Below are 24,797 nucleotides of genomic sequence, written 5' to 3'. Positions count from 1 at the left end.
ATGCAAACAGCTATTTTGAAAGATCAGAACGATCGCGTCGACGGCATTGATAAAGTTATGGGAAGGGCGAAATATTTTGCCGAATATAACTTGCCTGGCCTAACTTATGGTGTGCTGGTTACCAGCACAATTACAAAAGGAAAAATCAGCTCATTTGATACCAGGGCTGCAGAAAAAGCACCTGGGGTAATATCGGTGATTTCTCACCTGAATAAGCCATCTGCCCCGGCTTATGAACAGGACGGGGGACCGGCAATGAAGATTTTTTATACAGATAAAATATTCTTTAACGGACAACCCATCGCTATCGTAGTAGCAAATACATTTGAAAGGGCAACTTATGCTGCTTCATTAGTTAAAGTAGGATACGAAAAGGAAGATTTTAACACTGATTTCGAAAAGGCTGTAAGCAATACGAAAGCAAAGAAACTTCAGGGTCAGCCTGATTATAAACGTGGAACAGAGAATGCATATAAAACTGCTGAGGTAAAAATTGAAGCGAACTATCATTTGCCAATTGAAACGCACAACCCGATGGAGTTGCACGGCATTATTGCTGATTGGCGCCCTAATAATCAGCTCACTGTATATGCCAAAACCCAGGGCGTAAAGGCCACTCAGGGAGCGATAGCCAATGTTTTTAAAATACCTGTAGAAAATATTCAGGTAAATTCTGAATTTGTTGGCGGCGGCTTTGGTATGGCTTTGCGTACCTGGCCCCTTGAAATCGCCACTGTTATGGCGTCAAAGCATATTGCCAGGCCGGTAAAAGTAGTGATTACCCGTATGCAAATGTTTACCATGGTTGGTAACCGTCCGGCCGCGATTCAAACCATTGGTTTAGGTGCCAAAAAAGACGGGACTTTAACAGGCATTACTCATCGTGCATTTGGTGAAACATCTGCCTATGAAAACTTTACAGAGGGCGTTGTTAATATGGCTAAATTCATGTACCAGTGTGATCATGTGAACACTCAATATACTGTTGTTCCGGTTGATTTAGGTGTACCTATCTGGATGAGAGGACCAGGTGAGGCTACGGGCGCATTTGCTTTGGAAAGTGCCATTGATGAAATGGCGCATGCCCTGGATATGGATCCGCTTGAGTTTCGGATCAAAAATGATCCTGAGAAAGATCAGCAAAGAAATAAGCCATTCTCAGATAAAAATATTAAAGAAGCTTACCGGGTTGGTGCAGAAAAGATTGGTTGGAGCGAACGGAAGAATAAACCCGGAAGCCTGGTTAATGGTCAATGGAAAACAGGCTTTGGGGTTAGCATTGGTGTATTTAATGCCAACAGAGGCAGAGCCAGTCTCAAAGCCATACTAAAGTCAGATGGAACCTTATTGATGCAGAGTGCAACGAGTGATATTGGACCGGGAACCGGAACTGGCATGTCGCTGATTGCCAGTAGAATACTATCTATACCTGTAGAAAAGATTAAGTTTGAGCTAGGAGATTCCTCATTACCTCCTGCACCAAGTCAGGGAGGGTCGGCCACGCTTTCTACAGTAGGGTCGGCAGTAAATGATGCCTGTGTTTCCCTCAAATCAACTATCGCTGAACTTGCGGCCAATTCCAATATGGATGCCACTGCAAATTTCGTTGATGTATTAAAAAAGAATAATCTGCCATCTATCGAGGTCACTAAACAAAGTCAGGCAGGAAAGGAACGCGACGAATATTCCATGTATTCTTTTTCTATTCACTTCGTAAAAGTAAAAGTGCACAGCTTAACCGGGGTAGTTAAGGTAGATAAAATTGTTTCTGTTGGCGATTCAGGAACCATTGTAAGTCCGAAAACAGCGCGTAGCCAGATGGTAGGCGGAGCGGTAGGTGGCGTAGGTATGGCGCTTACGGAGGAATCCGTGATAGATCATCGTTATGGGAGATATATCAATAATAATTTCGCTGATTATCACGTTCCCGTTAATGCCGATATCCCGGAGATAGAAGTGCACTTTATCAATAAACCTGATCCTTATATTAATCCCATGGGTGCCAAAGGAATGGGTGAAATTGCCCTCATCGGTTTTTCTGCGGCTGTTGCAAATGCCGTATTTAATGCCACAGGAAAAAGAATCAGGACTTTGCCAATTACCCCTGATAAGATTTTGACATCTTCCTGAAAGATGTCTTAAATGAATCAGATATGACGAAGCTTAGGCCTTTATCCTTTAGCTTTGGCCAAATTTTAATAATATGATAGCTGCAAAAGGATACGCTGTTCACAGCCAAACCGATAAATTGGCTCCATGGAATTTCGAAAGAAGAAATGTAGGGCCTAAAGATGTTTTAATTGATATTTTATATAGCGGAATTTGTCATTCCGATATCCACCAGGTTCGTAGCGAATGGGGGCCGGCACGTTACCCGATGGTTCCAGGGCATGAAATTGTTGGCCGGATAGCTGATGTTGGCGCTGAAGTAACTAAATTCAAGGTCGGACAGCTGGCGGGGATTGGGTGTATGGTAGACAGCTGCAAAGAATGTCCGACTTGCAAAGGTGGTCAGGAACAATTTTGTGAGAAAGGTGAAACGGTATGGACTTACAACAGTGTAGAAAGAGATAAAAAAACACCTACATATGGTGGGTACTCGAATAAGATTGTTTGCACAGAGGAGTTTGTAGTAAGTGTTGCCGATACGTTGCCATTGGCTGGTGTAGCGCCGTTGCTTTGTGCAGGGATTACAACCTATTCACCGATCAAACGATGGGGCATTACTGAAGGTCATAAAGTTGCCGTTCTTGGTTTGGGCGGATTAGGTCACATGGCTGTGAAGTTTGCTGTTGCTTTCGGCGCAGACGTTACGGTACTGAGCACATCTCCTTCTAAAGAACAGGATGCCAAAAAACTGGGTGCGCATCATTTTGTGATCACTAAAGACCCCGAAGAACTGAAAAAATATGCTAAGCATTTTGATTTTATTATCGATTCGGTATCCGCACCTCACGACTATGAGATGTATCTGAAACTTTTAAATGTGAATGGTGTACATATTTGTGTCGGTTTACCTCCAGAGCCTTTAAAATTCCCAGGTTCGGCTTTAATGCATGGCAACAGAGCGCTTACTGCATCGAGTATTGGTGGAATAGCTGAAACTCAGGAGATGCTGGATTTTTGTGCTGAACATGATATTGTTTCAGAAGTAGAAGTCATTAATATCAATTATGTAAATGAAGCTTATGAAAGGGTATTAAGCAGTGATGTGAAGTACCGTTTTGTAATTGACATGGATACGGTTGAAGGATAAGTTTTAATCCTTACTGGTAACCATTTATAATATTATCTTAAAGCAGTATTTTAGAATACTGCTTTTTTTGTCGGCAATCATTTTTATATTTAGGATATATTTAATACAGATGATAGAAGATCTAAACGATAAAGGGAAAATCCAGCATTTTGTAATGTTTTGGTTAAAGCCACAGTTGAGCAAGACAGAAGTGCTTGAATTCGCGAATTTTTTTGAACGTCTGAAACCAATTAAACTCATCAAAACCTTTAGTTACGGGTTAGCAGCAAATACACCGGTTCGTCCGGTAACAGATAATTCATTTACCTATTCACTTACATTAACTTTTGATTCTATTGCAGATCACAACGCCTATCAGGAAGATAAGGTTCACCTGGATGCAGTTGAAGCATTTTCGAAAAACTGGTATCGCGTTGTGGTACATGATACCGTGATTTCAGTTTAGCTATACGCAAAAGGTCGGAATCGCTCCGACCTTTATGCTTAACAACAAAACAAATAAAAAAATTAACCTTAAAAAATTATATCGAAGCCAGGTCGGCTGAAAATACATTTTCAGCAACTTGCTCCTGCTTATAGATCTGTCTGCCAGTATAAGCTACAAACGTGGTTTTATCTAATAAAAGGTCCCGATTTTTAATCAGGCTTCCCAGGCTTACTGTTCCGATAATATATTTGTATTCATTTGCAGCATATCGCTCACTGATGTCATCAAACTCAAGCAAATGTACCAGCGCTTCGTCTGCATAACGTAGATAAATTTCCAGTAAGATATCTTCCGTATGATTGACCTTATTTTCTGAGTGATATTTTTTATACTCATAACGATAATCATACCTTAATGCTGCAATGTCTGAAAGAACTGCAGCACCTGTTGGATGTCCGCCCGCTCCCTTGCCGAAGAAAAATTGTTTGTCGGCAAATGCTGCCTGTACCGTTACAGCATTATATTCATTTTCAACATTATAGAGGAAATCATCTTTGGCTACGAGCTTAGGAAGAACGTAGGTAACTACATCGCGGGTATTCACTTTACGTGCAGTAGGTACCAGTTTAATTTTAAAGTTTTTCTCCCGGGCATACTTGATGTCGTGCTGGGAAAGGTTTTGAATGCCTATGTTTAAGATAGCATCTGGATTTATAAATAGACCATATGCATGTGAGGTGGCAATGGCTAATTTGTACTTCGGATCATATCCACCCACGTCAAGAATAGGATCTGTTTCAGCAAAACCTAAATCCTGAGCTTCTTTTAAAGCTGCGTCATAACTTTGATTTTCATTAAAAATTTTCGAAAGAATGTAATTCGATGATCCGTTGAAAATGCCACTCAATGCATGGAACAATTCGTTATCATAATATTCTTCCAGGTTTCTGATAATTGGTATACTGCCGCAAACTGCACCTTCGTAAAGTAAAGATGTTCCATGTTCTTGCTGTAAGGCGACTAATTCTTCCAGGTGTGTAGCGATCATCTTCTTGTTAGCCGAAACCACATTCTTGCCATTCTTTAAAGCAGTGGTTACAATTTCGTATGCAGCGTCTGCATCATTGATCAGTTCGACAATGGTGTTAATTTCTGAATTATTTAAAATCTCATTCCGATCTGTTGTAAATAAATCCTTATTTAGGGTGCGCTTCTTCTTCGGGTCTTTGATTGCAATTTTAATGATTTCCAGGTTCAGGTTCTGGCTCTGGATAATATCCAGTAAACCCTGTCCTACAACTCCAAAACCAAATAAACCTATTTTTAAATTCTTACTCATGTTGTTTTATTGTATCAGATAGCGGGCATCCAACTCGAGAGTACCTTGACTGTTTGACTGGTATGCCGCTGAAATGTTTTTTTGTTTAATTTATGGTTATAATTTTCTCTTTTAATCGCCTGGTTATTGACTTAAGCGGTGTGTTGCAGCTTAATGATTCTCTTGTTTCTGCTTTCTTTAATAAATGTCCCGATGATATTGGTTAAGGCATTTGTTTCAATTAAAAAGCCGTCATGTCCATATTGAGAACTGATGGCGGCGAACTCCGCATTTTCAATATGATCAGCCAGGTATTTTTGTTCAGAAATCGGAAACAAAAAGTCGTTCTCGATACCGATTACTAAGGTGTTTGATTTGATTTGTTTCAATGCTTCAGCGATACTCTTCCTGTTGCGCCCAACATTGTGGCTGTCCATTGCCTTTGTGAGATAGTAATAGCTATAGGCATTAAAGCGGTTGGTTAATTTTTCGCCCTGGTAATTCTGGTAAGATGATGCACGGAAGTGATCGGTTTTCTCATTTACACTTTCAACCTGTGTACTTCCATATGCATTATAGGTTCTATAGCTCAGTAATGCAATACTCCTTGCTGTTTTTAACCCTTTCAAGCCACCGCCCGGCTGATTCGCATAAAAGGTCCTATCGCTGGTAATGGCCAGGCGCTGACTTTCATTGAAAGCAATTCCCCAGGGAGAATGCACTGCGTTTGTGGCAACCAAAATCAGGTTCTCTATTCTAGCGGGTTCAGAAATGGCCCATTCTACGGATTGCTGTCCGCCCAGCGAGCCCCCGATTAGGAGTTTAATATCTTCGATGCCCAGGTGTAAAGCAAGTAACTGATGTGCTGATACAAAGTCCCTGATGGTAAACTGCGGAAATGACAGATAATATGGTAATCCGGTGGAAGGGTTTATACTTAGCGGGTTTGTGGTGCCATAGTTGGAACCCAATACGTTGGCGCAAATGATGTAGTGGTCATTCGGATTAAACAAGGCGTTTTGACCAAACAAACCTTCCCACCATTCAAAAACATCGGCATTAGCTGTTAATGCATGGCAAACCCAGATGACATTATCCTTATTGCTGTTTAATTTGCCATAAGTTTGATAAGCGATTTGCAGATTCCGGATTTTCTTGCCGTTTTCTAATTTGAATGCTTTGTCGTAATGATATGTTGAAACTGTGCTCATTGTAAAATGTGATAGGAGAAACTTTAACTAGGCCTGTAGTGAATCAGATGATAAATTGATGTTTATCGCAGCAAATGCCTGTTCAAAATCAGATTTGATATCGTCGATGTGTTCAATACCTACAGAAATCCTTAGGGCATTAGGTTTAACCCCCGCGGCTAACTGTTCTTCTTCACTTAATTGTTGATGGGTAGTGGCTGAGGGCTGAATAATTAGCGTTTTGGCATCGCCAACATTAGCAAGGTGTGTAACCAGCTTTAAACTATTAATTAATGCTGTTGCCGTTTCCTTTGATCCGTTTAGCTCGAAAGATAAAACTGCGCCAAAACCATTACTCAGGTATTTTTTTGCCAGATTATTGTATTTGCTGCTAGGCAGGCCGGGGTAGGAGACTTCTTTAACTGCAGGATGGTTTTCCAGCCATATAGCCAGTTCAAGGGCATTATCAACATGCCGCTGAACACGAAGGGACAATGTTTCCACACCTTGTAAAAGAAGAAATGAATTAAACGGGGAAAGCGCCGGACCAAGATCTCTTAGTCCTTCTACGCGTGCACGGATGATGAACTGAATATTTCCAAATGGACCATCAACACCAAACGCATCGCTGAAAACCAAGCCATGATATCCCTCGGATGGCTCACTGAACTGAGGAAATTTTCCATTCCCCCAATTATAATTACCGCCGTCTACAATCACTCCGCCAATACTTGTCCCATGTCCGCCTATCCATTTAGTGGCAGATTCGACCACGATATTTGCACCATGCTCCAAAGGTTTAAATAGATAGCCTGCGGCTCCAAAGGTATTATCAACGACCAAAGGTAATTCATATTTTCTAGCTATTGCGGCAATTTGCTCGAAATCAGGCACACTGAATGCAGGATTACCAATGGTTTCTAAATAAATTGCTTTTGTCTTTTCCGTAATTTTTTCTTCGAATTCTTCAGGTCTGTCTGGATTAGCAAAGTCTACCTGAATTCCCAGGCGTTTAAAAGCAACCTTAAATTGGTTGTAAGTGCCACCATAGATATGTGATGAGGAAACCAGACTATCGCCAGCTTCCAAAATATTATTCAATGCAATAAACTGCGCTGCCTGGCCGGATGCTACCGCTAAAGCGGCAACGCCTCCCTCTAATGCGGCAATACGTTTTTCAAAAACATCGTTAGTCGGATTCATAATCCTACTGTATATATTACCAAACTCTTTTAACGCAAATAAGTTAGCACCGTGCTCGGCACTTTTAAAACCGTAAGAGGTGGTTTGATAGATAGGAACAGCTCTGGACCCGGTTGTCGGATCTATTTCCTGTCCTGCGTGAATTTGTAATGTTTCGAATTTATATGGAGCTGACATTTCTGAATTGTTTGAATGAGTGAGTATTTAATTTAAAGGAGGTGGATAATGATTTGATCAGTAAAGATCATTATGCATAATCCATTCAGGTTGCGTATCCTGGTATGCCAGGACCTTCCAGTTTGAAACAGATACAAAAAGGGAAGATTTATAAACTTATTGCATGCAACAGCACATACAAGTACTCATTCTAGGGGTATTGCAAAGCAAAGAAATAGCGGTAATGTATGATTTACTTAACTTAGATTCGCCCCGCGATTGAAGATATAATGTTTTCATCAGTTAAAATTTATATTTCCAAATAACACCATGTTAATTGGTCTGGAATTGGCACCTTCTCTTTCTGAGGGTTGCCAGTGGGTCTCTGAGCCAGTCTCTCGCCACTTCTTTATAAATCAATCCGATTAAGATTGACTTTTATTTAGCTCGTCTGCCAAATAATATTTCAAATATCAGAATTAAAAATTAAATGACAAAATTAAATTCTGAAAATTATTCATTCATATGATCATTTGCAGATTGTTGAGATGCTTTTAAACTCACGGTTCCAGTGTTAACAAAAAATTAATAGTTAAAATACTATGTTTGTGTTACCTATAATCTATTCATTATGAAAAACATTAAAAAAATTTGTTTTGCCATGCTCTTTATGGTGGCAGGATTCAGTAAATCTAATGCTCAGTTCGGTGGTTTGAAAGACAAGTTGTTACAAATGGGAGCCGCTAAAGGTGCTAAAGCTTTGGGCGTAGATCAGCTATTAAAGCAACCCGCAGCAATTACAACTTCTTTTGAAGATGTAGATAGGGAAGGGGAAAAATTGCCGGAGTTCAACTCAGGAGTAAAATTTCAACCTTTATATTTATTGCCAAAAAATTCTGAAGGAGGATACGTTTTATGCGAAGGCTTTTATGAGATGACCAATAAAAGCTATTGCTTGAAAGCAGGAACATTTGCGCCATCAAAAGGCGATGGATACATGTTTGCACCTGTACTAGGACCAAAAGAAGAAGTTGTTGTAGCTATTTTGAAAAGCGCAGAAAAACATCCTGAGGTAAACCAACATGATATTCAGTCACTGTTATGGACCATCATCGCCAGAACTAAATTTGCTGACTACTCGGGATCGGTAAAAGTTACCGCACTTCAACTGCTCAGCACAAAGCAGCTAACCCAATTAGAGGGTGGAGCACTTGGAATATTGCCTTTTGATGTGATGGAAAAAGCAAAAGATCAGCTTCCATCTGGGGTTCGCACCGTTTTTGAGGCAGAAAATAACATTCGCCAACTGGTTTCATCCGGCAACTATACCTATGCCGATCTGGAGAAATATGCAATTGTTGCAGGTATGGCGCCTCCCAGATCCGACGTCCCAAGCGGTATCTGGACAAAACATCCGGATGGATATTATATTCGATATTTTCCCTCAGGATATGCAATCACAAAGGTTCAGGTATATGTACCTAAAGAGCTAATGGCAAATGGGCAGAAAATTATATATGATGCAGCGGGCGACATTGCCTGCCCTGCGAATACAGCGTCACAGCGACTGGCTCAAACAAACGAGCCATTAAATGCAGATTATTCAATCAGAATAAACACAGCCTGCAACCCAAAATAAATAAAAAAGCCTGTCTTACGTAGGCGAGACAGGCTTAAATAGTAATATTCTTTTAACTAACTTTCCCTTGCTCTACCAGGGGGGAAGACAGCGTTTGGTATTCTGATTCAGCTGCTTTTAACACCGCCAGGTGAGATATAAAGTAAGCCAGTGTACTCTCTGCTCCCTGATTTCTATTTACGCTATTGAATTGAAGACCATCAGCACAGCCATTTGTTTCAAAGTCATATAATGGGATGTGTAAACTATTATTGCCTAGAAACCATTCATAACTGGTGTGCATGAAGCTCAAATACTGATCATCTTTGGTGATCTCAAAAGTTTTTGCGTAGAGTAGTACCATCGCCATGGTTTCAATTGCCTGCTGATCGTAGATTGGATTTTTACCATGTTTCTTCATCCAACCGGCATTGCCGACCGGATTTAAATATCCGTTTTCAAATGAAAAAGTATTTAAGAAAGCAATACTTTCCATTGCAATACGATAAGATTCAACATCACCAGTAGCTTCCGAATGATATAAAAGTGCCAGTGGCAGAATGGCATTATCATAAGTCAGGATATCTTCATACCAATGCCATTCTCCATCTTTATTTTTAGCGTAGGCTTCTTTCAAAGAATTTGCCAATCTGTTTATTTCTCCGATTAGCAACTCATCGCCTCGGTGTACAGATAAATAATGAGCCAATCCTATAATGGTATTCGCCATGCCACGCAAATATTTCAGATCCTTAAAATGCATAATGGAGTGCGAGAATAATTCCCTTCCGAACTCCCGGTAAGAATTATTTGGAGCTGCAGATATCAGGTATCCGAGCGACCAGATTGTTCTTCCAAAAGAATCCTCAGAGCCCACTTCATCCAGGTAATTTCGATTGAAACTTAAAAAATTTCTAAAATTACCATCTTCACACTGCATGTACTGGATGAAACTCAGATATACAGGCATTAGTTTCACAGCCTTTTGGTTTTTATCTTGCTCGTAGGCCATCAGCGCCATAATTAACGCCCTTGCATTGTCATCTATACAATATCCCTCTTTCAAATTGGGAATGCCAAAACGTGCATGCTGAATAATCCCGGTATCATCTGTTAGCAATGAAATATGGTTCAGGTTCAATGCAGGCATTCTTTCCACATCGATAATAGGCGGGATGGAACGCTTAGGTTTCCTGTCATCTGTAAGTGCACTTTCAAGTGTTTCCAAATATACATTTCCAATTTGTGGCCAACGTAAATTCAAGCCATATTGGTAGGCGTTATTTTTCAGTTTAAGGTGCTTTTGTTCGTCATTCAACAGTTCCTTCAGGATTTCGGCAAGCTGCTTATCATTTTTAAAGTCAAACAATCTCCCTCTATCATCTGCCAGTAATTCCTGTGCATGCCAGTATGGTGTAGAAACCACAGCTGCACCGGCGCCAACCGCATATGATAAAGTTCCGCTGGTAATTTGTGCCTCATTTAAATAAGGCGTAATGTACAGATAACAAGCGGTAAGGTATTGATGTAATTCATCCTCAGATACAAATTTATTAACAAAAGCGATGTTTTTCTCTACTCCCAGATCTTTAGCAAGTGTTTTAAGGCTATCGCGGTATTCTTCTCCATTGTGCCTTACCACCCCTGGATGTGTGTTTCCGAGAATCACATATAATACTTCTGGATGTTGCTGGACGATACTTGGAAGGGCTTTAATAACAGTTTCCAGGCCTTTATTTCGGCTGATTAGACCAAAAGTAAATAATACTTTCCTTCCTTTAAATAACTCGCTTCGTGAAACTTCATTATCCATCAACGGTTCCAAATCCGGAACGCCGTGCTCGATTAATTTAATAGCAGTTTTTGGAATCTGATAGATGCTGGTCAGAAATAAAACTGCTTTTTTACTCATCACCACTATTTTCGAGGATTTTGCAGCAATTTCTTTGATAATAGTTTGCTGCATGAAATTCGGTTCTTTTAAAACCGTATGTAAAACCGTAATAAATGGCTTCTTCAATCTGTTGATAAACGACAATAAAAATACGCCGCTATTGCCACCATATATACCAAATTCATGTTCGATGATACAGGTATCAATCTGACTGTTATTGATAAAATCTGCGGCTTCTATATAATCCTGTTGATTCTGTTGTCTGATTACAAATTTAACTTCTTGCGGGTATGCATGTTCATCAAGACTTTCAGATTCGTTCAATGCAACAACAAAACTTTCGCTGGCTTCATAGGAAGGATTTAAACTTAAAGCATTAACTAAATTCTGATTAAACGTGGCTAATCCACATTCACGTGGCGGGTAGGTGGAAATATAGGCGATCTTCATATGTACTTTTATAGATTAAATGCACATTAACAACATATTTATTGGGTAAATGGTTTTAAAATAAGCCGTTTAATCAAAATAAGAGTAAAACAATATGTTTTAAGTACATGTTATTCATGCACATTTAAATATATTAGCTCATGAGATCAATTTGGAAAGGTTCAATTGGCTTTGGTTTAGTAAATATTCCGGTTAAATTATTTTCCGGTGTACAAGGCAGTCATCTGGATTTGGACATGCTAGATGAACGCGATCATGAAAAGATCAGATTCCAGCGGGTAAACGAGAAAACCCACAAAGAGGTTCCTTTTGATAAAATTGTAAAGGGTTACTTTCTAAAAGACAGGTATGTTATTCTGGATAAACATGATTTTGAAGAAGCTTCGCCAGAGAAGACGAAGATGATTGAACTGGAAAATTTTGTTGACATGAAAGAAATTAATCCTGTTTACTATGAAACTTCCTATTACACCGAACCTGAAAAACAAGGTAGAAAGGCTTATGCATTGTTACTGAAGGCCCTTGAAAAATCCGGTAAAGCCGGTATTGCGAGGTTTGTGTTGCGCAATACTGAAAACTTGTGTGTTATTCATCCCATGCAAGGCGTTATTGTAGTCACGAAGATCAGATTTGAACAGGAAATCAGAAATTTATCGGAGATTGAAAAGGTAGAAGACATCACCATTACTAAAAAAGAAATGGATGTAGGGTTGGCTTTGATTAAGCAGTATACTTCGAAATTTGACCTTAGTGCGTTCAAAGACGACTATAGTGATGAATTACTTAAAATTATCAAAGCTAAAGCAAAAGGTAAGCGCGCCACAGTTAAGAAAATGAAACCACAGAAAGCATCGGGTGATGATCTTTACGAGCAATTGATGCAAAGTTTAGGAGCAAAGAAAGGAGCTTAAAAAATCATAAAAAAAGGAAAAGTTTTAGCTTTTCCTTTTTTGTTATGATACCAGCTGAGTATTAAAATGGTGGATCATCATCATTATATTCGTCCATTTTTGAAGGACGGATAATCACATTACTTTGTTTCTCAAAATCCTGAGAGGGATACATGCCCGCCGACGGATCAGCAGCTGCAAATGAAGTAGGAGCAGCAAAATCTTCTTCTAAATCGGCAAACTTTACAAACTTACCAATGAATCGTAAGGGCACAATGCCAGTTTCACCATTACGGTGTTTAGCAATGATTACCTCACCTATACCGGCTTGTGAGCGGCCCTGCTCGTCTTCGGTAATACCATAATATTCCGGACGATAAAGGAAAAGTACCATATCGGCATCCTGCTCAATAGATCCCGATTCACGTAAATCGGATAACATGGGGCGTTTACCTTGCAGTCCGGGTCTGCTTTCTACAGCACGACTCAACTGCGATAAAGCAAGCACAGGAACATCCAGCTCCTTGGCTACAGATTTTAGTGCCCTTGAAATACTACCGATCTCCTGCTCACGATTACCGCCACCTTTACCGCCTTCACCTTTTCCATGCATGAGCTGAAGGTAATCGACAATAACCAATTGAATATCATACTGGGACTTTAATCTTCTGCACTTTGCCCTGAACTCAAAAATATTCAAAGCAGGGGTATCGTCGATAAGCAGTGGAGCTTCCGTTAATCTGCCGATTTTACTATGTAGCTGCTGCCATTCCCATTCCTGTAAATTTCCTTTTCTAATTTTTTCCTGTTCAATTTCTGCCTCTCCGGCAATTAAACGATTCACCAGCTGGACTGATGACATCTCCAATGAAAACACCACGCAGGGCTTCTGGAAATCCACAGTGGCATTTCTTGCACAGGTAAGTACAAAAGCGGTTTTTCCCATCGCCGGACGGGCTGCTATGATCACTAAATCCTGTTTTTGCCATCCACCTGTAATTCTGTCCAATCCGGTAAAGCCCGTAGGCACTCCAGTTAATCCATCAGTCTTGGTTCTTAGTTCTTCCAGATTTGCAAGAGATTGCTTGATGATATCCTCCATTTTCTGAGTATCCCTGCGGAGGTTGTTTTGGGCAATATCAAAAAGTCCTTTTTCTGCGTGATCAAGAAGATCGAAGATATCAGTTGTATCTTCGTAAGCGTTCGTAATGATGTCTGTAGAAATCCGGATCAGTTCACGCTGTATATATTTCTGGGAAATGATACGGGCATGAAATTCAATGTTAGCTGCGGAGGCTACACGATTAGTAAGATTGGTAATGTAATATGCGCCGCCAACCATTTCAAGTGCACCCATTTGACGTAATTCAGATGTCACCGTTAAGATGTCTACCGGTTTTGATTTCTCAAACAGCATATGTATAGCTGCAAAAATCTTCTGATGGGCCTCATGATAAAATACCTCAGGTTTCAGAACATCGATTACAGCTGATAGGGCATCTTTTTCAAGCATCAGCGCACCTAACACCGCTTCTTCCAAATCCAGTGCCTGGGGAGGTAATTTTCCCATTGAGCTTACCGTATTGCTTAGTCTTGCTTTGCGCGCTGATATGCTGTTTTTTCCGCCTTGTTCGTTATCCATACTCATTTTACAAAAGTAGTTAAATTTTGACGCGATTGGCTGAACAAGTTACTAGCTGTTTGTTAACAAATTGATCGCGAATAAGATTTGTTTATAGGGTTTTCCATCGTTCAACACTTTGTGAGCTATAAATCGTTAATAAAGGGGATATAGATTATGCCTGAAGCATTAAATTGAATACTTTTGTAAAATATTTTGAAACATGGATAATTTTAGAAGACCGCAGAGAGCAAAAGAAAATAATGAATTTGTATTTGGTATCAGAGCCGTAATTGAAGCCGTAAAAGCAGGTAGAGATATTGAAACCATTTATCAGCAACGCGGTTTAGGCGGCGAACTGTTTCTTGAGCTTAAAGCACTTTTAAAAGACACGCTGATTCCGTTGAATTCTGTACCAGTAGAGAAGCTGAACAGAATGTCAACCAAAAATCATCAGGGAGTGATTGCTGTTATCTCTCCGATCACCTACCAGAATATTGAAGATATCGTTCCTGCCATTTTCGAAAAAGGGGAGGTTCCACTAATTTTGGTTCTGGATAGTGTAACCGATGTGAGAAATATGGGGGCTATTGCACGTACCGCTGCGTGTGTAGGTGTGCACGCCATTGTTGTTCCCTTGAAAAACGCAGCTCAGATCAATGCTGATGCCATAAAAACATCGGCTGGTGCACTGTTTAGCATCCCGATTTGCAGACATTCCAATCTTCATAAAACTTGTTTGTTTTTACAGGATAGTGGATTACAGATCGTAGCCTGCACAGAGAAAACAAATGATTTGATTTATGCACCTGATTATACCATGCCAACTGCAATTGTAATGGGTTCTGAGGATGAAGGGATTTCAAATGAGTTACTGCGGGTAGCAGATCATTTAGCCAAAATTCCTATGAATGGGAAAATTGAGTCGCTCAACGTCTCTGTTTCTGCCGGTGTAATTTTATATGAGGCTGTGCGACAGAGAACAGTGTAAAGCAAAACAAACGCTGCTAAGAATACAATACATAAATAGTAATATTGAGAGAAGGCCATCTGATTTGTCAGATGGCCTTCTGCTATTTCTTTCTAGAAGTAACAAATACAACAACCCCGGCAATCAGTATAATTCCCCCGGCATAAGGTGGCCAGTTTACGCTTTTCTCTCGGTCAGCAGATATCTGTATTGGGCCAGCGTCCACAATCTTTTCCTTTTTTGTATAGCTGAAACCTGTCCACACCAACATGGCAATGCCAATTACGATTAATATGAGGCCTATAGTTCTGTTCATAGTTTTATTTCTTGAACAATTATACGTTTTAGATTGTTTTGAGATGACTGGCCTACTAAAATATTTCGGGCAAAATTGATGAGGGCTGTTCTGCCCATAGCGATTGAAATGCCCGATAGCTAGATGATAAATTGCTTTGATTGAACGTAATTAATATCTATTCATCAAAGAAATCTACTAATCCTCTGAGGTAGTATTCTTCAATACCTTCCGTAAAATCTTTATAATCTTCATCAGGAATATTGGTTTGTTTATACTCAAGTGATGTGCCTTTCTTATCCTCATGAAGTTTAATGGTTACGATTGATGGCTCACCATCCTCGCCGAAATACCATTGTTGTACAATTTTTTTATTTGGTTCAAATTCAATGTTTTTCCCAACGATATCTCCATCCCAGAAAGAAAATTCTGTACCTGGTTTTTCCTCAAATTCTACCTCCGCACCTGTCCACAGCTTGATACTTAAATCTTTTGTAAGCGCCAGATAAACTTCTTCAGGAGGTGCAGGGATGTAGGTGTATTTTTTAAAATCCATGAGCGATGTGCAAAATTTATTATATAATGTAAATTTAATATTTGGTAAAAGCTAGCGATTGCAAATATAAGCGATACTACTTAAAAGCATTTAATCCGGTTACATCCATACCGGTAATTAACAAGTGTATGTCATGAGTCCCTTCATATGTAACCACTGATTCTAAGTTCATCATGTGACGCATAATGGAGTATTCGCCAGTAATCCCCATGCCGCCCAACATTTGCCTCGCATTTCTGGCGATATCTAAAGCAATTTCTACGCTATTTCGTTTTGCCATGGAAATTTGTTCGGCAGTAGCTCTGTTTTCACTTTTTAATGTACCCAGTCGCCAAACCAAAAGCTGACCTTTGGTTATTTCTGTAATCATTTCTGCAAGTTTCTTCTGTTGTAGTTGAAACCCACCAATCGGTTTACCAAACTGTACTCGTTCCTTTGAATAGCGTAATGCCGTATCATAGCAATCCATACCAGCGCCAAGCGCACCCCATGCTATACCATATCGCGCTTGATTTAAACAACCTAAGGGACCTTTTAATCCACTAATTTCGGGGAAAATGTTTTCTTTTGGAATCTTAACATTATCAAAAACAAGTTCACCGGTTGCCGATGCACGTAAACTCCATTTGTTGTGAGTTTCGGGTGTAGAAAAGCCTTCCATACCGCGTTCTACAACCAACCCGCGTATTTTACCGGCTTCATCTTTAGCCCAAACCACCGCGATATCAGCAAAGGGCGCATTACTGATCCACATTTTAGCCCCATTCAATAAGTAATGTGTCCCCACATCCTTAATATTCGTAGCCATTCCCCCGGGATTCGATCCATGATCTGGTTCAGTTAAACCAAAACAACCCATAAGATCGCCACTTGCTAATTTTGGCAGATACTTTTTGCGTTGTTCCTCACTTCCATACGCATAAATCGGATACATCACTAAAGAGCCCTGTACTGATGCCGTAGAACGAATACCAGAATCTCCTCGTTCAATTTCCTGCATCAATATGCCATATGAGATGTAATCCAGACCCGCACCGCCATATTCAACAGGAATAGTCGGGCCGAAAGCACCCAGATCTGCTAATCCTTTAATCAGATGTTTAGGAAATTCAGCTTTCTGGGCATAATCTTCTATTACAGGGCTAACCTCTCTTTTAACCCATTCTCTGGCTGTTGCACGAATTAATTTATGTTCTTCTGTTAGCAACTCGTCCAATAAATAATAGTCTGGCGCCTCGTAAAGGTCTTTTTTTACTGATTTGCTCATCTTCGTTTTCTAATCTGGTTATTCAATCGGGTTCATTTCAAAGGTAACAATTTACAACAATGGGCATGAAATTCATTAATAAAAATTTAATTTAGCGGCATACAAAATACAAATGGCGAAACTGGAACAAATTGTTGCTTTAAAAGCCGTGAAATGCTTCGCATTGCACGGCTACTATCCAGAAGAACAGCTGACTGGAAATCACTTTATTGTGGATCTGGAAACCCGTTTCAATCCGCAGGGCTTCGACGACGATCTGAGTGAAACGGTAAATTATGAGGATCTTAATGCCATTATATGTGCAGAAATGGAGAATACACAAAAGCTTTTGGAGACCGTTCTCAATAATATCATCTCAAAAGTTGTTGACCTTTATCCCTTTGTTGATGGGGTGGATGTAAGTATCAAAAAATTAAATCCACCAATGCCAGGACAAATCGGCCATTCTTTTGTTAAATTATCCTACACCTCAGACATTTAGAAAATGAGCTTCACCAAAATTAATACTGAAATTTTAGCCGAGATTCAGCTGGCTTTAGGCATAGAAAAGGTATTTACCGATGCAGATAGTCTGGACCAGTATAGTCATGATGAGACGGAAGATTTGCGTTATCAGCCGGAAATTGTGGTGAAACCTGTTTCGGTTGAGGATGTATCGCAGCTGTTGAAGATCTGTAACAGCCACAATGTTCCGGTAACTCCGCGTGGAGGGGGGACAGGATTAAGTGGTGGCGCCTTACCAGTATACGGAGGTGTGTCTTTGTCAATGGAAAAGTTTAAATCAATCATTGAAATTGATATTAATAACTTACAAGCTACCGTTGAACCCGGCGTAATTACCGAAGATTTCATAAACGCCGTAGCAGAAAAAGGTCTGCTTTACCCCGTTGATCCGAGTAGCAAGGGTTCATGTTTTATTGGTGGAAATGTTGCACATGGTTCCGGTGGACCGAGAGTAGTCAAATACGGTACTATTCGGGAATATATACTTAACCTGGAAGTGGTTTTACCTAACGGAGAAATCATCTGGACTGGTGCCAATACCCTGAAATATGCTTCTGGCTATAACATTACGCAGCTAATGATAGGCTCTGAAGGTACCTTAGGTGTTGTTACAAAAATTGTGACCAAGCTTTTACCCAAGCCTACTCAATCCGTTTTAATGATGGGCTCCTTTAGTACCAACGGGGATGCCTGTGCTGCGGTCTCCGCTATTTTTAGGGCTGGGGTAACGCCCTCCGCATTGGAATTTATGGAGCGAAAAGGAGTAGAGTGGGTGATCAAATTCGATGACATCAAATTTGATTTGAAGGATGGGGTAGCCGCTTTACTGATGATCGAATTTGATGGTGATGATTTAGATGATATTTTTAAGAACTGCGAAAAAACCAACGTGGTGTTGGAAGAGCATCATTGTACAGAAGTGTTATTTGCTGATACCGCCACACAAAAAGAAGAACTTTGGAGAATGCGCCGGACAATGGCCGAATCTGTGAAGGCGAACTCCGTATATAAAGAAGAAGACACTGTTGTTCCGCGTGCAGCGTTACCAAAGCTGATCGGCGGCATCAAAGAAATAGGAACTAAATATGGATTTGAAAGTGTTTGTTATGGGCATGCAGGTGATGGTAATCTACATGTAAACATTATTAAAGCCGGAATGAGCGATGAAGACTGGAAAGATAAATTAAGCTTTGGTATTGCAGAAATTTTTGAACTCACTGCCGCACTGGGAGGTACCTTATCAGGTGAACATGGCATTGGGTTGGTTCAGAAAGACTTCATGCCCATTAAATACTCCGAAATTCACTTGAATTTAATGCGCGGTATTAAGCGTGTGTTTGATCCGAATGGAATATTAAATCCAGGTAAAATCATGCCGGATACCAACTAATTATGAAGACTGCACACATGCAGAAGATCTGTGTGCAGTCCTTTTAATCAATATCTTATGATTCTAGCTGCTCGAATCCGAGCATCTTTCTCTTTTCAGCCTCTGGAATAGTTGTTGGCTTACCTGTTGCATAGTCGATGGCAATGCATACTGTTTTACCTTTGCTGCAAATTTCTTCTTCGGTCCCTTTTATCTTGACAATCTGGTATTCGAGATCGAAACTGGTATTTCCAATTCTGGATGTCTTCACATGAATAGCTATTTTATCATGCATTACCACTGGTGAAATATAATCAAGTTCGGCATGGGCAATTACAATTCCAGTTTTCTTCCAATCCCAATGAATAACCTCTTCCCAATACTTTGTTCTGGCAATTTCAAGGTAGGTGAAATAAACAGAATTGTTTACATGTCCCATCATATCAAAATCAATGAAGCGTAAATGAATGTTCGTTTTGAAGTTAAATTTGTCCGAAAAGGCTCTTATGTATGACAAATTGTCTTTTGATTTTGATTTGTTTTGCCAAAATGTCTTAAAAATCATAAATATTTGGTTTGGTATGTAAGTTGAATGAAGGTTAATATCAAATTAAAAAATAAAGAAAAAGAGATATGACACTAGTAAATTTTAACAACAGAACACGCAACACAGCTCCTTATTTTAACAATGTTTTCGATTCATTGTTTAGCGATGCGATCACTAAAAATAAAATGGTTGATAAATCGCCCAATGTAAACATACATGAAAACGGGAGTGCTTATGTAATTGAGTTGGCCGCTCCTGGTTTGAAAAAAGAAGATTTTCAAATCAACCTGAAAAAAGATACACTTTCAGTTTGGGCAGAAGTTAAAAAGGATGAATCCCAGGTTGCAAAAGATTTTACCCGTAAAGAATTTGACTACAGTTCTTTCGCAAGGTCGTTTAATCTACCAGAGCAAGCTGACGGAGATAAAATTACTGCTGAATATAAAGATGGTATCTTAAGCATCAATATTAGCAAAAAGGACAATACCGCATCACTGCACAAAGAAATTGTGGTATCGTAAATAAGATATTCCATGAGGGGATTTTCATAATAGTTTAGGTTTTTATTGTGGATCCTGGAAGGGCCGAAGGAGAGATAAGTGGTGTAGAATTGCCCTTAGGTTTCACAATTATTGAGGTTTAGGTTTATAAGGTTGGTATCGGATGATATCAACCTTATTTTTTTGCCTGCAGTATTTAGACTGATTTTAAGTTGAATTCTTAAAACTGCCTTAACATCAAAATTTTGTACTTTTGCCGCATGGAAAGAGAAATTCTGGATACTAAACGCAAAGCATTAAAAATTAATCTTGACCCTAGAATTTATGGTACTTTCGCCGAGATTGGGGCAGGACAAGAGGTTTCACGGAACTTTTTTAATGCTGGCGCAGCATCTGGAACGGTAGCCAAAACCATGTCTGCCTACGATATGACTTTCAGTGATGCAATTTACGGCGCCGAAGCAAGCGGCCGCTATGTAAGTCAGAACAGACTGCTGCAAATGCTCGATCACGAATTCGGACTGCTCAATGAACGATTATCTGGTGAAAAGTACGAAAGCAGAACGTTTTTTGCTTTTGCCGATACGGTTACTACTTTAAATTATAAACGTACCAATGAGCCACATGGGTGGGTTGGACTTCGTTTTCAAAATGAACCTGGCGGAGCGCCGAATGAAATTTACTTCCACGTTCGTTTATTAGATACAGATGTGAGTATGCAACAACGGGTGTTGGGCATCATTGGTGTAAATTTACTTTATGCCGCATTTTACCACTATCAGGATCCCAAGCTAATGGTGGAATCGCTGGCCGATAACCTCACCATTGGCTCAGTTGAAATTGACCTGATTTCAGTTAAAGGTCCTGCATTTCCTGGTGTTGACAATATACTTCTTAATTTGTACATGATAATGAAGGATTTCTCAGCAGCAGCAATCTTCGATGCAGACGCACATCCGCGTCAGGCTAAAGATTTATTATATAAAAAAGATATCATGATTCTGAGGACCAAGTATGGACAGAAATCATTGCCAAACTTTAATTTATTTAATAAAGCTACAGATCAGTTTAAACGTACCAATAAAGTTGAGGATACTAATCTGGCCGTTATGATTGAAGTGTTATTAACAAATGTTTTAACAGATGATCAGGAGACGCCAGATGATATCGATCTGGAAGCGGTGGCCAAACGTACCCAAGACATGTGTGACACGGGGAATATTGTGATTGTATCTAACTTTACCCGCCATAACAGACTGGCGAAATATTTGGCCCGTTGTAAGCCGAAAAGTGTGGGGCTAGCCACAAACATCAATAACCTTAAATTTGTGTTTAATTCTACCAACTTCAGGGGCGAAAATTATTCCGGACAGCTTTTAAGTTATGTGAATGATATGTTTAATACCAATGTACGCCTCTTTGCTTACCCTTTCCTGGATAAAAAAACCAACGAAGTAATTACAACGGCAAATATGCCCATTACACCCGAAGCCAAACCATTATTTGATTTCTTACTGATAAACGGCTACATTACTGATATCAAAGATTACAGCGAAGATGAAGTAAAAACTGTGTAACAATTCGGAGTATTCGTCTTAACAGTATGCAAGTGATGCCCAGTGGGTTAAGGCAGTTTATTTTATTAGCCGTTCAATTACACCTTTGAAGCTATCGCTAACGGGAAGCTCTTTTTCGCCTACAAAAACCGCATTTTTACGTATGGCGGTTATCTTTTCAATATTCACAATAAAGGATTTGTGAATTCTTTCAAAATTACCCGGTAACTCTTCTTCCATGGCTTTCATACTCATGCGAACTATAGCAGCCTTCGGACTTGTAAAAGTATGAATCTGAATATAATCCTTTAAACCTTCTATATAAGTGATTTCGGCAAAATTTACCTTCATTAAGCTGTATCCAACATTAACAAACATATAATCTTGCTTAGGCTGATGATGTTGCGTGGCAGGTTGCTTAAGCTCAAACAAATCCCTGGCCTTATTACAGGCTTTCATAAAACGATCTAACGATACTGGTTTCATGAGGTAGTCTACAACGTCGAGCGCGAATCCATCAAGGGCATATTGTTTATAGGCAGTAACAATGATAACCATGGGCTTATTAACGAGGCTTTGAATAAATTGAAGGCCGGTAATTCCTGGCATCTGGATGTCGATAAAAATCAAATCGATGGGCTGTTCCTGCATGATCTTATTTGCAGCAAAGGCATCATCACAACTTGCTACTAACTCCAGAAAAGGGATACTACTAATGTTATCTGCCAGTAGTTGCAGCGCTAATGGTTCATCATCAATGGCCAGGCATCTTATCATATCGCTAATTTTAAAGTTAAGTTTACATTGAACCATCCATCATTTTTCTCAACAGCCAGGTGGTGGTTATTTCCATACAATAAATTGAGCCTCCGTGATACATTTGCTAACCCTATACCGGATGCCGCATCTTTTACCTCGTGTTCATCCAGACTGTACTTATTTCGAACCACAAAAGTCAATTTTTCGTCTTCGGTTTTCAAGTCAATAAAAATCTGGGGATTTTGGATCATGCCTACCCCATGCTTAAATGCATTTTCGATAAAAGGAATTAACAACATGGGCTCAATTTCGTCAAACTCACTTTTAATAGCAATATTTGTTTCAATAGACACTTTCTTCCCAAACCGTTGTTTTTGCAAATCAATATAAGCCTGCAGGTATTCTGTTTCTGTTTTAATAGAAACTTTTTCCTCATCTGTCTCATAAAGCATATACTGCATCAGCCCGGATAGTTTCATCACTGTGGGTTCCAGTTCATTGCTTTTTAAGCGTACCAATGCTACAATGTTGTTTAATACGTTAAAAATAAAATGCGGGCTAATTTGTGAACGAAGGAAGGATAGCTCAGTTTTCATGTTTTCCTGTTCACGCTGCAAAACCCGTTTTTCTTCGCTGATTCGGTCAGAAACCATGGTAAACGCTGTACTGGCGGCAATTGTTAACAAGAAAGTTGGCGTATTAAACCAAAGGGTTCTACCTAAGTTAAAGTCTAAATCAGGTAATAAGTTACGGAACAAGAGGGCATGGATTGTTATCGCCATCAACAAAGAGGCAACGAAAAATAAAGCATAAAGCAGGTATTTTTTTCTGTAAAAAAAAGCTGGAATCAGAATCATGCTGTTCAGATAGAAAATGGCTATCCAGTAGAAGTAACTGATGAAATTAAGTCTTATAAATTGGGTTTCTTCATAATGAGTAAGCGAACGGGGAGGCCTTCCTCTGTTTACATTTAGAATATACGGTAGTGTAATCAGCACTACCCATACTAAAATGTGCAATGTCAATTTCATCCATTTGTTTGAAAAGTTAATGGTCATTGTTTTTGGTCTGGCAGTCTGCATGGCTAAGTTATTATTTATTCTCTTTTAATGATGATTTGGGATATGAAATAATTTCCTTTGACCACTTTTGCCATAGCAACGGAGTAGTGTATCGGGACAAGTAGTCTCTCAACCTACAAGCCCCGATACTGGATTGCTACTCGTATCTTAATGCATCGATCGGATCTAGATTTGATGCTTTCTTAGCTGGATAATAGCCGAAGAAAATACCGGTAACGGCACATACAATAAAGGAAATAACAATTGAGGATTCGGAAATGAGGATTGGCCAGTTCAGGAAGAAAGAAATGAGGTAAGCAGAACTTACACCCAGAATTACCCCTATAATACCGCCGGTGATACTGATTAAAATTGCCTCTATTAAAAACTGCATTAAAACATCTTGTCCCCGGGCACCGATTGACATACGTAAACCGATTTCCCTGGTACGCTCTGTAACCGATACGTACATAATATTCATTATGCCTATACCACCTATCAAAAGTGATATACCCGCAATTGCAGTCAACAAGACCGTTAACATACTACTTGTCGAGCTGATGGTACTGATCAGTTCAGCCTGTGTACGTACTTGGAAATCATCACTTTCTGCTTCCGTTAATCTATGACTTTCTCTAACCGCATCAGATATTTCGGTTGTAGCAGCGTCACTGCTGGCTTCAGTAGTTGCCGATGCATAAATGCTTTGCAGATAGTTTGTTGCTGTAATTCTTTTTTGAACTGTGGTATAAGGGGCCAGGATAATATCATCCTGGTCTTGTCCAAAGTTACTTTGTCCCTTTGCCTCCAGAACGCCGATCACCTGAAAAGGAATGCTTTTGAACCGGATAATCTGGCCAATCGGATTACTTCCATCAGGGAAAAGGTTATCAATAACCGTTTGCCCCAGGATACAAACCTTTGCGAAGCGCTTTACATCTTTATCTGAAAACAAAATTCCGTCTTTCAACTTCAACTGCCGGATTTTGATATAATCAGTGCTTACCCCGGTGATGGTAGTAGGCCAGTTATACGCACCTTTAATCGCCTGCCCGCTGGTAGATACTACAGGAGATAAACCATTGATGTTTTTTGACTGTAGTTTTTCAATGGCGGTGACATCTTCCATCTTCAAAGTCTGTATGCTGCTTCCCTGTAAACGAACGCCTCCGGGCTCGTTACTTTGCGGCATAATGGTGATCGTATTAGAACCCATTCCCGAAAGTGACGACCTGATGCTTTGCTTCGAACCTTCACCAATTGCCATCATGGCAATTACCGCTGCAACCCCGATGATTATGCCCAGCATGGTTAAGAATGCACGGAGTTTGTTTCGCTGCAATGCTAAGAAAGCAATTCTTAATAAATTTAAAATGGCCATGTTTTCATT

At 39.7% G+C, this 24,797-nt stretch carries 22 protein-coding genes and 1 riboswitch; of the genes, 10 read left to right on the top strand and 12 right to left on the bottom strand.

Annotation, left to right across the window (positions count from 1 at the left end; all coding sequences use genetic code 11):
- The 3 genes from AB669_RS16960 (at position 1) to AB669_RS16950 (ending at position 3,701) form a co-directional block, all read left to right on the top strand.
- Positions 1 to 2,130: a xanthine dehydrogenase family protein molybdopterin-binding subunit gene (locus AB669_RS16960; protein WP_047800537.1), complete on the top strand. Its 2,130-nt coding sequence runs from the start codon at positions 1 to 3 to the stop codon at positions 2,128 to 2,130.
- Positions 2,131 to 2,203: 73 nt separating this feature from the next.
- Positions 2,204 to 3,256 carry an NAD(P)-dependent alcohol dehydrogenase gene (locus AB669_RS16955; RefSeq protein ID WP_047800536.1) on the top strand — a complete coding sequence of 351 codons (1,053 nt, stop codon included), beginning with the start codon at positions 2,204 to 2,206 and terminating at the stop codon, positions 3,254 to 3,256.
- A 109-nt stretch (positions 3,257 to 3,365) separates the two neighbouring features.
- Positions 3,366 to 3,701, top strand: a complete 336-nt coding sequence (locus AB669_RS16950) for a Dabb family protein (protein ID WP_047800535.1) — start codon at positions 3,366 to 3,368, stop codon at positions 3,699 to 3,701.
- A gap of 76 nt (positions 3,702 to 3,777) precedes the next feature.
- Here the strand turns inward: AB669_RS16950 and AB669_RS16945 are convergent, their stop codons facing one another.
- The 3 genes from AB669_RS16945 to AB669_RS16935 form a co-directional block, all read right to left on the bottom strand.
- Positions 3,778 to 5,022, bottom strand: coding sequence for a homoserine dehydrogenase (locus AB669_RS16945; RefSeq protein ID WP_047800534.1), 1,245 nt, complete (start codon positions 5,020 to 5,022; stop codon positions 3,778 to 3,780).
- A 131-nt stretch (positions 5,023 to 5,153) separates the two neighbouring features.
- Positions 5,154 to 6,212 (bottom strand): homoserine O-acetyltransferase, encoded by a 1,059-nt coding sequence (gene metX, locus AB669_RS16940; protein WP_047800533.1) that lies wholly within the window; start codon positions 6,210 to 6,212, stop codon positions 5,154 to 5,156.
- A gap of 27 nt (positions 6,213 to 6,239) precedes the next feature.
- A complete protein-coding gene (locus tag AB669_RS16935) occupies positions 6,240 to 7,571 on the bottom strand; it encodes an O-acetylhomoserine aminocarboxypropyltransferase/cysteine synthase family protein (protein WP_047800532.1) in 1,332 nt (443 codons plus the stop codon).
- 286 nt (positions 7,572 to 7,857) lie between these two features.
- A riboswitch (SAM riboswitch) is annotated at positions 7,858 to 7,968 on the bottom strand.
- A 213-nt stretch (positions 7,969 to 8,181) separates the two neighbouring features.
- On the opposite strand from AB669_RS16935, the gene AB669_RS16930 reads away from it, so the two are divergent.
- Complete coding sequence (locus AB669_RS16930; protein WP_047800531.1) at positions 8,182 to 9,189, top strand: hypothetical protein; 1,008 nt, start codon at positions 8,182 to 8,184, stop codon at positions 9,187 to 9,189.
- A 52-nt stretch (positions 9,190 to 9,241) separates the two neighbouring features.
- On the opposite strand, the gene AB669_RS16925 is transcribed toward AB669_RS16930, so the two are convergent.
- Positions 9,242 to 11,512 carry a glycosyltransferase family 4 protein gene (locus tag AB669_RS16925; protein ID WP_047800530.1) on the bottom strand — a complete coding sequence of 757 codons (2,271 nt, stop codon included), beginning with the start codon at positions 11,510 to 11,512 and terminating at the stop codon, positions 9,242 to 9,244.
- A gap of 140 nt (positions 11,513 to 11,652) precedes the next feature.
- Here AB669_RS16925 and AB669_RS16920 point away from each other — a divergent pair, with 140 nt between their 5' ends.
- Positions 11,653 to 12,423: a Ku protein gene (locus AB669_RS16920; RefSeq protein WP_047800529.1), complete on the top strand. Its 771-nt coding sequence runs from the start codon at positions 11,653 to 11,655 to the stop codon at positions 12,421 to 12,423.
- A gap of 61 nt (positions 12,424 to 12,484) precedes the next feature.
- Here AB669_RS16920 and dnaB read toward each other — a convergent pair whose 3' ends face one another.
- The gene (gene dnaB, locus AB669_RS16915; protein WP_047800528.1) at positions 12,485 to 14,050 is read right to left on the bottom strand and encodes a replicative DNA helicase; all 1,566 of its coding nucleotides are present in this window, start codon (positions 14,048 to 14,050) and stop codon (positions 12,485 to 12,487) included.
- A 196-nt stretch (positions 14,051 to 14,246) separates the two neighbouring features.
- On the opposite strand from dnaB, the gene rlmB reads away from it, so the two are divergent.
- Positions 14,247 to 15,014, top strand: a complete 768-nt coding sequence (gene rlmB, locus AB669_RS16910; RefSeq protein ID WP_047800527.1) for a 23S rRNA (guanosine(2251)-2'-O)-methyltransferase RlmB — start codon at positions 14,247 to 14,249, stop codon at positions 15,012 to 15,014.
- Positions 15,015 to 15,096: 82 nt separating this feature from the next.
- Here the strand turns inward: rlmB and AB669_RS16905 are convergent, their stop codons facing one another.
- The 3 genes from AB669_RS16905 to AB669_RS16895 all read right to left on the bottom strand — a co-directional run bounded on the left by AB669_RS16905 (position 15,097) and on the right by AB669_RS16895 (position 17,111).
- The gene (locus tag AB669_RS16905; RefSeq protein ID WP_047800526.1) at positions 15,097 to 15,309 is read right to left on the bottom strand and encodes a hypothetical protein; all 213 of its coding nucleotides are present in this window, start codon (positions 15,307 to 15,309) and stop codon (positions 15,097 to 15,099) included.
- A 157-nt stretch (positions 15,310 to 15,466) separates the two neighbouring features.
- Complete coding sequence (locus tag AB669_RS16900; protein ID WP_047800525.1) at positions 15,467 to 15,844, bottom strand: SRPBCC domain-containing protein; 378 nt, start codon at positions 15,842 to 15,844, stop codon at positions 15,467 to 15,469.
- A 76-nt stretch (positions 15,845 to 15,920) separates the two neighbouring features.
- The gene (locus AB669_RS16895; RefSeq protein WP_047800524.1) at positions 15,921 to 17,111 is read right to left on the bottom strand and encodes an acyl-CoA dehydrogenase family protein; all 1,191 of its coding nucleotides are present in this window, start codon (positions 17,109 to 17,111) and stop codon (positions 15,921 to 15,923) included.
- A 112-nt stretch (positions 17,112 to 17,223) separates the two neighbouring features.
- Here AB669_RS16895 and AB669_RS16890 point away from each other — a divergent pair, with 112 nt between their 5' ends.
- Entirely contained in the window at positions 17,224 to 17,592 is a 369-nt protein-coding gene (locus tag AB669_RS16890) for a dihydroneopterin aldolase (RefSeq protein WP_047800523.1), read from the top strand.
- A 3-nt stretch (positions 17,593 to 17,595) separates the two neighbouring features.
- Positions 17,596 to 19,005, top strand: coding sequence for an FAD-binding oxidoreductase (locus tag AB669_RS16885; RefSeq protein WP_047800522.1), 1,410 nt, complete (start codon positions 17,596 to 17,598; stop codon positions 19,003 to 19,005).
- Positions 19,006 to 19,060: 55 nt separating this feature from the next.
- Here the strand turns inward: AB669_RS16885 and AB669_RS16880 are convergent, their stop codons facing one another.
- Positions 19,061 to 19,501, bottom strand: coding sequence for a thioesterase family protein (locus AB669_RS16880; protein ID WP_231582699.1), 441 nt, complete (start codon positions 19,499 to 19,501; stop codon positions 19,061 to 19,063).
- 116 nt (positions 19,502 to 19,617) lie between these two features.
- Between AB669_RS16880 and AB669_RS16875 the strand changes: the two genes are divergently transcribed.
- The gene (locus AB669_RS16875) at positions 19,618 to 20,052 is read left to right on the top strand and encodes an Hsp20/alpha crystallin family protein (protein ID WP_047800520.1); all 435 of its coding nucleotides are present in this window, start codon (positions 19,618 to 19,620) and stop codon (positions 20,050 to 20,052) included.
- Between the two features lie 239 nt (positions 20,053 to 20,291).
- Positions 20,292 to 21,608, top strand: coding sequence for a hypothetical protein (locus AB669_RS16870; RefSeq protein ID WP_047800519.1), 1,317 nt, complete (start codon positions 20,292 to 20,294; stop codon positions 21,606 to 21,608).
- 57 nt (positions 21,609 to 21,665) lie between these two features.
- Here AB669_RS16870 and AB669_RS16865 read toward each other — a convergent pair whose 3' ends face one another.
- The 3 genes from AB669_RS16865 to AB669_RS16855 form a co-directional block, all read right to left on the bottom strand.
- Positions 21,666 to 22,364: a LytTR family DNA-binding domain-containing protein gene (locus AB669_RS16865; protein ID WP_047800518.1), complete on the bottom strand. Its 699-nt coding sequence runs from the start codon at positions 22,362 to 22,364 to the stop codon at positions 21,666 to 21,668.
- Entirely contained in the window at positions 22,361 to 23,428 is a 1,068-nt protein-coding gene (locus tag AB669_RS16860) for a sensor histidine kinase (RefSeq protein ID WP_053058451.1), read from the bottom strand. The genes AB669_RS16865 and AB669_RS16860 overlap by 4 nt, the downstream gene beginning before the upstream one ends.
- A 136-nt stretch (positions 23,429 to 23,564) precedes the next feature.
- Positions 23,565 to 24,788: an ABC transporter permease gene (locus AB669_RS16855; RefSeq protein ID WP_047800517.1), complete on the bottom strand. Its 1,224-nt coding sequence runs from the start codon at positions 24,786 to 24,788 to the stop codon at positions 23,565 to 23,567.
- Between the last annotated feature and the right edge of the window lie 9 nt (positions 24,789 to 24,797).

The sequence above is a fragment of the Pedobacter sp. BMA genome (assembly GCF_001027745.1).
Lineage (GTDB): Bacteria > Bacteroidota > Bacteroidia > Sphingobacteriales > Sphingobacteriaceae > Pedobacter.
Note: the sequence above shows the minus strand (reverse complement) of the source record. Positions and strands in the feature narration are given on the sequence as shown.